The 13,127-nt window shown below is 36.3% G+C and carries 14 protein-coding genes; 6 read left to right on the top strand and 8 right to left on the bottom strand.

The genetic code is table 11. The annotated features are described in order from the left end of the window. Positions 1-60: 60 nt before the first annotated feature. Both M0Q20_RS01735 and M0Q20_RS01730 read right to left on the bottom strand, forming a co-directional pair. Positions 61-2,064 carry a TonB-dependent receptor gene (locus tag M0Q20_RS01735; RefSeq protein ID WP_295058228.1) on the bottom strand — a complete coding sequence of 668 codons (2,004 nt, stop codon included), beginning with the start codon at positions 2,062-2,064 and terminating at the stop codon, positions 61-63. Between the two features lie 182 nt (positions 2,065-2,246). After that, on the bottom strand, positions 2,247-3,242 hold the full coding sequence (locus tag M0Q20_RS01730) for an agmatine deiminase family protein (RefSeq protein ID WP_295058225.1): 996 nt from the start codon (positions 3,240-3,242) through the stop codon (positions 2,247-2,249). Positions 3,243-3,258: 16 nt separating this feature from the next. Here M0Q20_RS01730 and M0Q20_RS01725 point away from each other — a divergent pair, with 16 nt between their 5' ends. Continuing rightward, positions 3,259-4,275 (top strand): alanine racemase, encoded by a 1,017-nt coding sequence (locus M0Q20_RS01725; RefSeq protein ID WP_295058222.1) that lies wholly within the window; start codon positions 3,259-3,261, stop codon positions 4,273-4,275. Here the strand turns inward: M0Q20_RS01725 and M0Q20_RS01720 are convergent. The 5 genes from M0Q20_RS01720 to ribA all read right to left on the bottom strand — a co-directional run bounded on the left by M0Q20_RS01720 (position 4,268) and on the right by ribA (position 8,097). Further along, the gene (locus M0Q20_RS01720) at positions 4,268-6,247 is read right to left on the bottom strand and encodes an EAL domain-containing protein (protein ID WP_295058219.1); all 1,980 of its coding nucleotides are present in this window, start codon (positions 6,245-6,247) and stop codon (positions 4,268-4,270) included. The genes M0Q20_RS01725 and M0Q20_RS01720 overlap by 8 nt on opposite strands. 75 nt (positions 6,248-6,322) lie before the next feature. Continuing rightward, complete coding sequence (locus M0Q20_RS01715) at positions 6,323-6,718, bottom strand: hypothetical protein (RefSeq protein ID WP_295058217.1); 396 nt, start codon at positions 6,716-6,718, stop codon at positions 6,323-6,325. Next, positions 6,715-6,942, bottom strand: a complete 228-nt coding sequence (locus tag M0Q20_RS01710) for a PP0621 family protein (RefSeq protein ID WP_295058214.1) — start codon at positions 6,940-6,942, stop codon at positions 6,715-6,717. Before M0Q20_RS01710 ends, M0Q20_RS01715 begins: the two co-directional genes overlap by 4 nt. Next, positions 6,939-7,520, bottom strand: coding sequence for a 16S rRNA (guanine(527)-N(7))-methyltransferase RsmG (rsmG, locus tag M0Q20_RS01705; protein ID WP_295058212.1), 582 nt, complete (start codon positions 7,518-7,520; stop codon positions 6,939-6,941). The genes M0Q20_RS01710 and rsmG overlap by 4 nt, the downstream gene beginning before the upstream one ends. A gap of 13 nt (positions 7,521-7,533) precedes the next feature. Continuing rightward, positions 7,534-8,097: a GTP cyclohydrolase II gene (gene ribA / locus M0Q20_RS01700; protein ID WP_295058209.1), complete on the bottom strand. Its 564-nt coding sequence runs from the start codon at positions 8,095-8,097 to the stop codon at positions 7,534-7,536. Positions 8,098-8,167: 70 nt separating this feature from the next. On the opposite strand from ribA, the gene hemB reads away from it, so the two are divergent. The 3 genes from hemB to M0Q20_RS01685 all read left to right on the top strand — a co-directional run bounded on the left by hemB (position 8,168) and on the right by M0Q20_RS01685 (position 11,328). After that, complete coding sequence (gene hemB / locus M0Q20_RS01695) at positions 8,168-9,139, top strand: porphobilinogen synthase (RefSeq protein ID WP_295058206.1); 972 nt, start codon at positions 8,168-8,170, stop codon at positions 9,137-9,139. A 67-nt stretch (positions 9,140-9,206) separates the two neighbouring features. Beyond that, positions 9,207-10,133, top strand: coding sequence for an ornithine carbamoyltransferase (gene argF / locus M0Q20_RS01690; RefSeq protein ID WP_295058203.1), 927 nt, complete (start codon positions 9,207-9,209; stop codon positions 10,131-10,133). 1 nt (position 10,134) lies between these two features. Beyond that, positions 10,135-11,328, top strand: a complete 1,194-nt coding sequence (locus tag M0Q20_RS01685; protein WP_295058199.1) for a multiheme c-type cytochrome — start codon at positions 10,135-10,137, stop codon at positions 11,326-11,328. On the opposite strand, the gene trpS is transcribed toward M0Q20_RS01685, so the two are convergent. Further along, positions 11,325-12,284 (bottom strand): tryptophan--tRNA ligase, encoded by a 960-nt coding sequence (gene trpS / locus M0Q20_RS01680; RefSeq protein ID WP_295058197.1) that lies wholly within the window; start codon positions 12,282-12,284, stop codon positions 11,325-11,327. The two genes, M0Q20_RS01685 and trpS, sit on opposite strands and share 4 nt — an antisense overlap. Before the next feature lie 115 nt (positions 12,285-12,399). Here trpS and raiA point away from each other — a divergent pair, with 115 nt between their 5' ends. Further along, positions 12,400-12,726 carry a ribosome-associated translation inhibitor RaiA gene (gene raiA / locus M0Q20_RS01675; protein ID WP_295058194.1) on the top strand — a complete coding sequence of 109 codons (327 nt, stop codon included), beginning with the start codon at positions 12,400-12,402 and terminating at the stop codon, positions 12,724-12,726. 5 nt (positions 12,727-12,731) lie between these two features. Next, positions 12,732-13,127 (top strand): CopD family protein (locus tag M0Q20_RS01670; RefSeq protein ID WP_295058383.1); only part of this gene is annotated, 396 nt, incomplete at its 3' end.

Genomic DNA, 13,127 nt, shown 5'->3' with positions numbered 1-13,127 from the left:
ATAGTCTAGAAAAGGTGCTTTATTTTTCACATGTTTAAAACATGTGAAAAATAGAAGGGGTTAAAATTTGAAAGTGAGGTTTGTGTAGATGTATCTTCCCGGTTCGTTCATGAGCATAACATCCGATGTGTTACCGGCAACTATAAGAGTTAAATCTTTATAAGTGTTATTTACTGCGTAAGTTTGATTAAAGAGGTTGTTTACACCTATGGTAATCTCTGTATTTTTATTTAATGCATGTTTTAGTTTTGCATTTAAAATAGCCCAAGCTTTAAGAACCTGTTCGCCGTTATCTTCATCAATATCACTCCATTTGTCAGAAGCTTGTACCTCAACGGTTGCCATGCTACTGTTTATATACTCATAGTTAAGAGCTATATTTCCACGAAGTGGAGCCATATCTGCTAGATCTTTGTCTGTTTGTCCGGCAAGTGCCTCATCTTTTTTACCGCGCTTATATGATGCACCCATATCTACCGTTATCTCATCAGTTGCAAAGTAAGATGCACTTAGCTCGGCACCATATACCTTTGCGTCAATATTTACAAACTTATTTGAAGCTAAATCGTTGTTGTAGTAGATGTAATCATCCAGCATTGAGTAGAAACCTTTTATCTTAAAGCTATAGAGCTCATTTTTAGCTTCATATCCAAAATCTATCTCTGTATTTGTTGTTTGCTCTAAGTTTGGTGTACCCACAGTAGTGCCGTTTGAGCTTATAAAGTAAAGTTCTCTAGCATCCGGAACACGAGAAGCCCGACCAAGACCTAAAAAGAGTTTGTTTGCTTTATTTATATTGTATGAAGCAAAAATATTTGCACCCAGAGCGCTATAACTGTTTGACTCTAAACCGCCTCCGTTAGTTATATCTGTTGAGTCATATCTAGCTCCCGCACTTACATCAAATGCGCCGAAGGTTTTTTCAAGTTTTGCAAAAATAGCCGCATTTTCTGTTACGGCATCATTTATGCTTTTAAGTGTTCCACTTCCAATAGGCAAACCGGTTGTTGTATTGTAGTAGTCACCATCCCATTTTCTCTGGCTGCCATCTAGACCGACTAAAAGTTTGTAGTCGTCAAGTAGAAAACTATTTTTGAGCTTAATACCTCTCATGTCTGTTGTCAGATGATTTGTATTGTCTCCCGGTACGGCATTTGAAGAGATTCTGTATTGTGTACTCATTGGGTGATCAACATTTGAGTAGTAGTACTGTAAGTTGATGTTTTTGTATATATCAGTTAAATCTTTTATATTATACTCGATGCTATAGATATTTGAGTCATCATAAATAGCATCCATCTTAGAGTTGCCGTAAAGTACATCATCACTTCTATTTGCCGTATAGCTTAGGCGAAGTTCTTGATCATCCGTAATATTTACAAACATTTTAGTCATAACACTCTTTTTTGTATACGCCTCCATATCTTTATGTTCCGGTTTAAAAGCCATTGCAGCTGCAGCCGGATTTGCTGCTATATAGTTGTCTATCTGCTGTGCAATTGTATTGCCGTCTCCATCTTCATACTGATCGCTTGATTCATAAGAGGTGCTTACTAAAAGACGAACTACATCGTTGCCGCCACTAACTGTAGCCCCGATTTTTTTATAATTCCAACTTCCATATCCAAGATTTAATTCACCATGAAGCTCTTTTGTCGGTTGTTTAGTTTTTATCTTAACACCACCGCTTAGAGTTCCGAAAATCTCAACATCGTAAGGACCTTCAATCACTTCAACTTCTTCTATTTGATTTGTAAGAACGTGAGATATAGGTGGATCCATTCTGTTTACACATGCACCTTGAACTTTTGTGCCGTCAACTTCAACAGAGATATTGTCCCTTTTTTGACCGCGAATATATATGTCATTGGCGATACCGCTTCTGCGGTTCATGTCGATACTCGGTACACTTGAGCTAAGAGCCTGTGCCAAATCTGCTGAGATTTGAGCATTTTTACTAACCTCTGTAAGAGTAGTGGACTCAACACTTATCTTAGGAAGTTCAAACTCGCTTGCGCTTAAAGCAGCTACTGCAATTAACGATAATGGAATGATTTTTAACATGATAATAACCCTTGATTATTTGATTGGGCAAGTTTATATAAGTAGTGTTACATAAATGTTAAGAATTGACAAAATTTTGCTAAAATTTCGTCATGAATAAAATAGAAAAAATAAAACGAATAATTTTAATACTCTTAGGGCTAGTTCTCTCGGCTTATTTGATGTATAGCGGCTTTGCTATTTTAGCTGAGGATAACTCCGGCAGCAAAGTTCATAGTAACACAGTGAAGTGAGCCGTGCTGTTTTATAAGTGAGGAGCAGTTAATTCCTATAATGTCTCTATTTGGAAATGTCTCTTTAAAGATTTTTAGTGCTTCTTCATCTTGTTTTACTCCATAAGTAGGAACTAAAACAGCACCGTTTACAAAAAGAAAATTTGCATAAGTAGCAGGAAGCCTCTCCCCCTCAAAATAGCATGCATCGCTCATAGGAAGTGCTATTAGTCTAAAGTCAAGCTCTTTTGCAAAAACCTCCAGCTCCGCTTCCATAAGCTCTAGCTCCTTGTAATGCTCATCTTCTTCATCTCTGCACTGAACATACATGATGCTTCTCTCATCTATAAATCTAGCTAAAGTATCTATATGTGAATCTGTATCATCTCCGGCTAAATAGCCATGATTTAGATATAGAATTCTACTTGCTCCAAACTCTTCTTTGAGTTTTTTTGTTATCTGCTCTTTTTTTAGCAGAGGGTTCCTGTTTTTATTTAACATACATTCAGATGTTGTCAGGATTATATCGACTCCATTGCTCTCAATTGCGCCGCCCTCTAAAACAAAGTCAACTTTTTTGAGCTCCTTGTCGTAGCATCTTTTTATTGCACTGCTCATCTCATTATCTTTAGAGGCTTCAAACTTGCCGCCCCAGCCGTTAAAAGTAAAATCGAGAAGTTTTACGGTATTGTCCTCTTTAACACAAAGGGCAGAGCAGTCTCTTGCCCATGTGTCGTTTGTCTCATACTCTACAAAGTAGAGATTTTCATTTTTGTCAAACCTGCTCTTTACACTTTGTAAATCATCACAAACAACAAGACACTCCTGATATTTTATAATCTCATTTATGATGTTTATAAACGTCTGTTGCGCTTCATCAAGGTACTCTACCCAATCACTTTTTGCATGTGGAAATATAATTTGTGTAAAACTCTGTTCTTCGAACTCTGCAATTACTCTTCTCATCTGATATAATTCCTTTATGGCTTATATAATTTTAAATAAAAATCATCTCTTTAACAACCTTGACATTATCTCTAAAAGTACCAAAACAAGAGATAAAATTGCACTAGTATTAAAAGATAATGCTTATGGACACGGATTATTAGAAATTGCTTTGATGGCAAAAGAGTACGGTATAAAAAGAGCAGTTGTTCGTACATCTAAAGAGGCAGAAGCGGTAGAAGATTTTTTTGAGTATATTTTGGTTTTAGCAGAGGTCCCTATTTTAGCAAGCGATAAAATAAGATATACGATAAATGATATAAAAAGCATAGATAAATTTCCTACCGGTACTAAAGTAGAGTTAAAAGTAGATACCGGAATGCATAGAAACGGCATTGACATGAGCCGACTAAAAGAGGCTTTTATAAAGATAAAAGATGCAGGTTTGCTCTTAGAAGCTGTTTTTACACACTATAGAAGTGCAGATGAGCTTACAAGTGAGTGGTTTTGGCAAAAAGAGAACTTTAAAAAAGTAAAAGAGATATCACGTATGCTTGCTGATGAACTTGGCTTTGATGCACTTAGATTTCACTCCTCTAACTCCGCTGCACTTTTTAGAGAGGGCAGTTTTGATGAGGATATGGCAAGAGTCGGCATAGCGGCTTACGGATGTTTAGAGCTTCCAAAGGCTCTCTGTGTTGATGGATTTAAACCTGTTTTGTCGCTATGGGCGGATAAAATCTCTTCAAGAGAGCTGAAACAGGGCGAGAGAGTAGGTTACGGCGGTGATTTTAAGGCTACTAAAGATTGTATTATCAGCAACTACAACTTTGGATACGGCGATGGATTTTTTAGAGTCTGTGCAGATGGGTACAAAACTCCAAAAGGCATAAAGATTGTCGGTAGAATTTCTATGGATAATAGTTCGTTTATAACGTCTGATGAGAAGCTGTTGATTTTTGACGATGCAAGAGTTGTTGCAAAGTATGCAAAAACAATAGGGTATGAGATTTTAACCTCCCTAAAGCCGGAGATAGAGAGAAGAGTTATATAATCTCTTTAAAGTCCCTATTTAGCTCACTGCTTGGTTTGCCTATATAGTAGCCTTGAATAAAATCAACGCCCATCTTCTCTAGAACATCAAGGGAGTCTTTATCTTCAACAAACTCGGCAATTGTCTTAAGCCCTAAATTTGAGGCGAAGTTGATTATTGTCTTGACGACAACTCTTGAGTTTTCATCGGTAGTGACAAACTTAACAAGCGAAGAGTCGATTTTAAGATAGTCGACATTGAGTTCTAAAATATGTGAAAAGTTTGAGTATCCGCTTCCAAAATCATCAATTGCAACTTTACATCCATACTTTTTAATATCTTTTATGAAATTTTTTATCTCTTGATAATTTTCTATTCTATCTGTTTCAAGAATTTCAAAAATAACTCTTTGAGGCTGCTCAAACTCTTGAAGTTTGTTAAAAATAAATTTTACGATATCTTTGCTTTGGATATCTACAATAGATAAATTTATAGAGAATTCAAAACTGTTACCTTTGAAAAATTCAAATGATTTTGTAACTATCGCTTTTGTTATCTCAGGATAAAGTTTTGATCTTATAGCAATGTCTAAAAAGACAAAAGGCGGGATAACTTCGCCTTCATGAGTAATAATTCTTGCCAAAGACTCATACTTCTCTATTCTCTTTGTTCTAGTGTTATAGATAGGCTGAAAATATGGAGTAATCTGGTCGTGTTTTATTGCATTTTTTAGCATTAAAAGTGCATTCATATTTTTTACTATCTGCTCCTTAGCGTCAAAGGAGTCGTTATATAGCACAATATTTTTTGTCTGTTTTTTGGCTATTTGAAGAGCATTATTTGTTTTGATTAAAATAGACTCTTTGTTTGAAGCTATACCACAACTAAAAGTTATAAAGATTGATTGACCGGCTACATTGAATTTTGTCTCGCTTATCTTATTTAGCATATCTTTAATCATAAAAAAGAACTCTTCATCAGACATTTGCGTAGTTGTAAATATTGCAAACTCATCATTTGGAAGCTTGTAGACACTGTTGTCATCTTTACAATACTCTCTAATCCTATTTGGCACTTGAATTAAAACCTCATCACCGACTTTATAGCCGTAGAGGTCGTTTATATCTTTAAATGAGTCTATATTAATAAGTGCCAAATGGAATGATTTTGCATCTTTACTCTGTTTGATATCTTCAATCAGTTTTAACCTGTTTGGTAGCTTTGTGAGTCTGTCATATAGAAAGGACTCTTTTAGCTCTTTGGTTTTTTCTTCGATTTTCTCTTCAAGAGCGATACTTACTCTTTTTGATTCTCTTACAAGATATAAGACGCTTATAAAAAGAGCAAGGAAGAGAGTCAGGTCAAACATAACAGATTTGAAAAAGTTTTTATAGAAGTATTGATTTAGATTTTTAACGGGAATCTGTATGCTTATAACTCCCCTTATCTCATCAAGTTCATAATCATAAGCCTCTTCATAACGCTTTTGGATATGAAGAGGAGCATCCTCTTTTTTACCATGACAAGCCAAGCATGAGTAGGTTACCTTTAGAGCTGTTGCATATTGATAAAATTTACTGTTTTGGTCGCTAAAGTAGACGCTCTCATCACTATTTTTTTTAAAAAATTCTATTGCTTTTAACTCATCCTTATCGGCGCTGTTTTTAATGTTTCTGGCACGGTCGGAGACGGTTTTTACGCTGATGTTAAGAGGATTGTTTTTTGAGAATCTCTCAGATATAATCGGTGAGCTAAAGGCAGGAAGCGCAGGAAGTGTCTTTTCGTTTATATCAATGGCACCGTCTAAAAAAAGAGTCTGGTAGTAGAGCCTACTCTCTATAACGTAGCTATTTAAGACCTCTGCCTCTTTTTTTGCAAAATCATACTCTCGTGCTTTTATATCAAAATAGGAGTAGGTGATTTTAAGTAGAATAACTACTAAAAAAATCAGAGGAATGCTTTTTAAAATCTTATCATTTAAAAAATTTTTCACAAGCCCTCCCTCCTATTTCTAAAACAACTAACTATTGTAGGCTAAAAAAACTTAATTAAACTATATAACATATTTTTATAATGATGTTATCTTTATAATGGCATTTGAGAAAATTACTCCATCCACTTCTAGTAGAGCAAGCTCTTCAATCTCATCTTCATCTTCGATTAGTACTAATATTTTTGCATCAAAAAGGTAGCTCTGGGCTAAATCTTGAGCCGTTTTGGCAAGCTCTTTTTCTACAACGATATATGAAGCGCCAAGAGACGAAGTGTAGAGTATTTCTGTTATGTTCTTTACTCGTATGGCTATTTTAATTAAGTTTAACGTAGCGTGATTTATAATGTCAAGATTTTTTTCATCAAACTCTATATAGAGAGTTGATGAGGGCGGGGTGTTTAGGATTGCCTCGGTATCATAAACATGATAAAAGTTTTCACTCTTTAAAAATCTATGTCCAAAAAATATCAATTTTTCTTCTTTGCGCACTCTTTTGAGCAGTAATATTTTGCATCACTTAAAAATGCGTCATCTAAGTCAAAGTAGATGCCACACACAGAACACTCAATCATCTCGCTACCTATTTTATCGCTCTTTTTCTCTTTTTGCGATTTATCTATAGAAGGTTTTTTCTTTATAAGCGTAAAATAGACAAGTGCAATAACACCTATAACCAATAAAATTTTTAGTATCATAAATCATCTCCGATAAGTAAGTAGTGTCTATTTTTCATCTTTATAACTTTGTGTTTTATATCTTTTGAGAGTTCATCATACACTCTCTCTCCTTTATAAAAAAGAAGTTTTGAGTTTTTATCTCTAAAATTCTCACTTATTTTCAAAAGCATATCCGTATCCGTAACGGCTCTAGAGGTTACAACATCAAAAATTTCACTCTGCATCTCCTCAACCCGTTTTTTGATTACACGAACATTCTCAAGATTCAAATCCGCCTTTATAAACTGCAAGAAACTTGCCCTTTTTGCCAAGGGTTCGACAAGTGTTACTTCAGTCTCCGGAAGTCCCATAGCAAGAATTAAACCCGGAAAACCGGCACCGGTACCGATATCTAGAAGGTTTTTGCACTTTGGTAGAAAGCTTATTGGAAAGATAGCATCATAAATAAACTCATCTACGGTGCGCTCATCTTTAGCACCCGTTAGGTTGTGGACTCTGTTCCATTTAAAAAGGTGCTCTTTGTATTTTGTAATATTGTCAAAAAAATCATCAGGCAACTCAATTTTTTGCTCACTAAGCACTGTTTTTAAATTCAAAAATATATCCTTCTTAAAGCAGATGCCCCATGTCATCTTTTTTCACTCCCAGATATGCCTCGTTATGCGGGTTTGACTTTATGATTATCGGTATCCTCTCTACTATCTCTATGTCGCTTATAGAGTTTATCTTGTTTGGATTATTAGTAAGGAGCTTGATTTTACGTATGTTGAAATGGTGGAGTATAAAAGTTACCATCTCATATGTTCTCTCATCCGAGGCAAAGCCTAGCTGATGATTTGCCTCAATCGTATTTAGTCCAATATCTTGAAGGGCATAGGCGTTTATTTTATTTAAGAGTCCAATATTTCTACCCTCTTGTCTAAGGTAGATAACCATTCCGTTTGTTTGTGCAGCCATTGTTAGAGCATACTCTAGCTGTGCTCCGCAGTCACACTTTAGACTTTTGATTGCATCACCCGTTAAACACTCTGAGTGGACCCTAACAATAGGAATCTCTTCTAGCTTCTCTTTGAAAATTACAAGATGCTCTTTGTGACCCTCTTTGAAGACTTGAACTTTAAAATCACCGAACTCTGTCGGTAAATTTGCTACTTCTGAAATTTTAATATTCAATTAATGTACCCTAATTTTAACTTTAAAACGGTAAAATATTTTTCAAAATTATATCTAAAAAGGCTTAATAATGTTTCAAAGGTTTCGTAGAACCCGCCTAAATACAAATCTTCGTTCACTAGTTCGTGAGACGAATGTTACTGTAAATGATTTTATATATCCGCTGTTTGTAAGAAGCGGGGAGGGGATTAAAACTGAGGTTGCATCAATGCCGGGTGTATTTCAGATGAGTATCGATGAGGTTATAAAAGAGTGTGGTGAGATAAAGAAATTGGGGCTTTACTCTATCATACTCTTTGGTATTCCGGATGTAAAAGATTCAATAGGTTCAGACTCACTGTGTGAGCATGGGATTATTGCTAAAGCGATTCGAGCAGTTAAAGAGGCGCATCCGGACATGTTTGTCGTAACAGATTTATGTTTTTGTGAATATACAGATCATGGGCACTGCGGAATAATAGATGAAAAACATCAAACCGTAAATAATGATGCAACACTTAAAATTTCCGCACAGCAAGCTATTATCCATGCAAAAGCCGGTGCAGACATGATAGCACCTTCGGGCATGATGGATGGAATAATTCATATACTCAGAGATGCCCTTGATGAGGCAGGGTATGAGAATCTTCCTATTATGAGCTACTCAACAAAATTTGCTTCAGGATACTATGGACCTTTTCGTGATGTAGCTGAATCAACTCCTAGTTTTGGCGACCGTGCTTCGTATCAGATGGATCCGGCAAACAGAAGAGAAGCTGTTGCGGAGAGTATATCCGATGAGATGCAGGGTGCAGATATTTTAATGGTAAAGCCCGCTCTTGCATATTTGGATATAGTAAGAGAGATTAAAGATAACACCTCTTTACCGATGGCGGTTTATAATGTAAGCGGAGAGTATGCCATGCTTAAGATGGCTGGGATGAATAATTTGATCGATTATGATAGAGTTGTTATGGAGACGATGCTTAGTTTTAAAAGAGCGGGTGCGGATATCATCATCTCATACCACGCTAAAGAGGTCGCAAAGATGTTACAAAAGTAACCTTAAAGAAAATTACTATAAACTTATGGTTTTACTTTAATATGAATAATTAAACTTAGGAATGATATTGAGACATTTTTTAACACTAAAAGATTTTACAAAAGAGGAGATTCTTGAGATTGTTGAGACGGGACTATCTATCAAGAAAAATTTAAAAGCAAAAATTTACAATCAAGAGCTTAAAAATCAAACACTTGCTATGGTATTTGAAAAAAGCTCTACTAGAACACGTGTAAGTTTTGAGACTGGAATGTTTCAACTGGGTGGGCATGCTCTTTTTCTATCTAATCGTGATATTCATTTAGGGAGAGGCGAGCCTGTAAAAGATACAGCTCGCGTAATATCAGGCATGTGCGATATGGTAATGATAAGAACTTTTGAGCACTCCATGATAGAAGAGTTTGCTCGTTACTCAAGCGTTCCTGTTATAAACGGCTTGACTGACTCCTACCATCCTGTGCAGCTTTTAGCAGACTATATGACTTTAGTTGAGTATGGGATGGATAAAAATATTGTTGCTGCTTATGTAGGCGATGGAAACAATATGACACACTCATGGATGATGCTAGCTGCAAAACTTGGTTTTGAACTTCGTATTGCCACTCCAAAAGGTTATGAACCGGATAGTAGAGTGCTTGAAGATGCTCTTACGATTGCAAAAGAGAGCGGCGCGGTTATAAAGGTTATGAACGACCCAAAAGAGGCTGTATCGGGTGCAACGGTCGTTACAACCGATACATGGGTGTCTATGGGGCAAGAGGAAGAGAAAGAGGAGCGTGTAAAGACCTTTGAAGGTTTCATGGTTGATGATGCGATGATGTCCTTAGCTCAAAAAGATGCAAGATTTTTGCACTGCCTTCCTGCCTATAGAGGTCTAGAGGTTAGTGAGGAGCTTTTTGAGAAACACTCTGAAATAGTTTTTAGCGAAGCAGAAAATAGACTACATGCGCAAAAGGGCTTGATGGTTTGGCTAGATAAAAATAGAGGAGATTAAGATGAAAAGGTTGCTGTTGATTTCTATACTCTTTACTACTCTTTTTGCCGCAAAACCGGTTGAGATAGGTGAGATGTTTAAAGATTCAGGCAAATGTAAAACATGTCATCTACCTATAGTTAAAGAGTGGGAGCAGTCATGGCATGCAAAAAGCCATTACAACAATAACGAGTACTTTAGAGCAACTACTGACTACGTCAGCAGAAAAACAAGAAAAAGTTTAAGCGGCGTAAAAGTAGAGTGTGCAACTTGCCATAATCCGAGAATATCCGTAACAAGTACGGGGATAGAACATGAGATAATAACTCTTATGGGGCTTAATGAAGATTCAGAGGTAAAGAAGGCTCTAGAGAGTGATGATATAAGTGAAGGTATTAACTGCGTTGTTTGTCATAACATAGGGAAAATTCACTCAGACAAAGATGAGACGGTAAGAGGAATAAATCGTGTAGAGTGGACAAAGTCAGGTGTCATGGTTGGACCTTACGATGATGCACGATCGCCTTACCATAGAGTCGAACATAGGGAGTATATGGACAAAGATCCAAATAAACTATGCTTTGTGTGTCATGCAAACGATAGATCGGCTTCAGGTTTTGTATTTACAAATATGCAAGATGAGTACAAAGAGGGAGGCAAACTCTGTGTGGATTGTCACATGGGAAGTAAAAAACAGGGTGTTGCCGCTACTTTGAGAGTAGATAACGGGAAAGCAAAACAAAGAGAGATTAGAGAGCATACATTTTTTGGCGCACATACTCAAAGCATGTGGAAAGATGCTCTTAGTTTAAGTTTAGAGCAGAAGAGAGATGAGACTATTATACACATCTCAAATCCAAATCCGCATAATATCCCGAGTGGATTTGGTTCAAGAGAAATAGTAGTAGAAGCTGTATTTAAAAACAGCAAAGAGGTAGTAGGTACTAAAACAATCTCTTTGACGACTTACTACAAGGATAAGAGAGGAAAAGAGACAATTCCTCATCTAGCTGTTAGCGCTTCAGAAGATTTGAGTATTGCGGCTAACTCAAAAAGAGTACTTAAAGTTTTAAACGAAAAAGATGCCGATAGAGTGGAAGTAACTCTCTATTACCGCTTGGTAAATGATGAAGTGCGCTCTATTTTAGAGTTAGAAGATCCTATCTTCTCGCAAAGAAGTTTTATAGCATCAAAGTTTACTTTTTTAACTAACTAATATCTTATTCCGGTAAGAGTTCTTATCTTCTCAATAGTAGGGAGTGCTACCTCTTTTGCCTTGGCAGCGCCAATGCTTAAGATCTCTCTTACTTCATCTTGATGCGCTTCATAATACTCACGTTTTTCTCTAAACTCTCTAAAGTATTCCCACATTATATCTGCGAGGTAGATTTTAAAGTGCCCGTGACCTTCTCCTCCTCTTTTGTATCTCTCTTGAAGTTCTATTAAACTATCGCCCTGTAAAAAAAGTTTTGCCATGTTGTAAACGTTGCAACTCTCATACTCTTTTGGCTCTTCTACGGCTACATTCTCGGTAACGATTTTTTTAATGGTCTTTAATTGACTCTTCTCATCACCGAATATATTTACAACATTTTTGTAGCTTTTAGACATTTTTTGTCCGTCAATTCCCGGAACTGTTTGAACCTCTTCTTGAACTCTAAACTCAGGTATGGTTAAAATATCTCCATATTGGTTATTGAACTTTATAGCAATATCTCTTGCTATTTCAACATGCTGAATCTGATCTTTGCCGACAGGAACTACATTTGAGTTAAAGATTAAAATATCTGCCGCCATCAAAACCGGGTAAGAGAACAGAGAGTGATTTGCTCCAATACCCTTAGCTGTTTTATCCTTGTAGCTGTGAGCACGCTCTAAAAGCCCCATTGGAGTAAATGATGATAGAACCCAGTAGAGCTCAAGCACCTCTTTGACATCAGATTGAACCCAAAAAACTGATTTCTTGGGGTCAATGCCTAGTGCTAAAAAGTCGGTCGCACACTGCATTGTTAATTTTGAGAGATCTTTACCGCCGCTTGTCATGGCGTGATAGTTTGCAATAAAAGCAAATGTTTCGCTTTTTTCCTGAGCCTCTACCATCTGCTTTATTGAACCAAAATAGTTTCCTATATGCAAATCCCCAGATGGCTGTATGCCCGTTAAAACTCTCATAATGTATACTCCAAAATCCATAAATTTTATTTGTGACATTATACATTTTTTAGCTTTATTTCGCTATTATTGAACTATAAATAGTACTTAAAACTATTAAAATAAAGGATAAAGAATGAATGTACAAATTCATGCAAAAGGTTTGAGTATACATGCGGATACAAGAGCACATATAGAAGCTGCTATTGAAGCATTTAAAAAGTACTCACTTGATATTACTTCGGTAAACGTGAATCTAAAAGCAGAAAAAAAGGGTGTTTGGGTAGAGTTTGATGTACGTATAGCACATGCACAACCGGTAGTAATTAGTCAGAGTGATGAAGATTTGGGTAGTGCGATTGATTTGGCGATTGAGAGAGCTACAAAAGCACTTCGCCGTCTTCACGATAAGGTAGTTTCGCATAAGGCGACTTCTATTAAAGAGATGGAAGTAGCAGAATAGTAGTGATGTATAGTTGGATAGTTTGGTTTCATATTCTCTCTTTTATCTCATGGTATGCCGTACTTTTTTATTTGCCACGCCTTTTTGTATATCATGCAGAAAATATTGATAATGAGGGTTTTGTAAAAGTAGTAAAAATCATGGAGATGAAAATCTACAAATATATCGGTGTCCCTGCAATGTGGGCTACAGTTTTAAGCGGTGCTTATCTTTCATACGAACTCGGCTTTAGCGGTAATGGCTGGCTACATGCTAAAATATTTTTTGTTCTTATCTTGATTGCCTATTTCTTTTCGCTTGGATTTTTCAGAGTTAAGTTCTTAAATGATGAGTGCACAAAAAGCGGTAAGTTCTTCAGAGCTTATAATGAAGTTCCAACAATTTTACTACTGATTATAGTA

Source organism: Sulfurimonas sp. (assembly GCF_023229025.1).
GTDB lineage: Bacteria > Campylobacterota > Campylobacteria > Campylobacterales > Sulfurimonadaceae > Sulfurimonas.
Note: the sequence above shows the minus strand (reverse complement) of the source record. Positions and strands in the feature narration are given on the sequence as shown.

Excerpts from the sequence above, each read along its gene's own strand:
- M0Q20_RS01710 (WP_295058214.1), bottom strand. The coding sequence starts at position 6,942 with ATGATACTAAAAATTTTATTGGTTATAGGTGTTATTGCACTTGTCTAT.
- raiA (WP_295058194.1), top strand. The coding sequence starts at position 12,400 with ATGAATGTACAAATTCATGCAAAAGGTTTGAGTATACATGCGGATACA.
- hemB (WP_295058206.1), top strand. The coding sequence starts at position 8,168 with ATGTTTCAAAGGTTTCGTAGAACCCGCCTAAATACAAATCTTCGTTCA.
- M0Q20_RS01735 (WP_295058228.1), bottom strand. The coding sequence starts at position 2,064 with ATGTTAAAAATCATTCCATTATCGTTAATTGCAGTAGCTGCTTTAAGC.
- trpS (WP_295058197.1), bottom strand. The coding sequence starts at position 12,284 with ATGAGAGTTTTAACGGGCATACAGCCATCTGGGGATTTGCATATAGGA.
- M0Q20_RS01730 (WP_295058225.1), bottom strand. The coding sequence starts at position 3,242 with ATGAGAAGAGTAATTGCAGAGTTCGAAGAACAGAGTTTTACACAAATT.
- M0Q20_RS01685 (WP_295058199.1), top strand. The coding sequence starts at position 10,135 with ATGAAAAGGTTGCTGTTGATTTCTATACTCTTTACTACTCTTTTTGCC.
- M0Q20_RS01725 (WP_295058222.1), top strand. The coding sequence starts at position 3,259 with ATGGCTTATATAATTTTAAATAAAAATCATCTCTTTAACAACCTTGAC.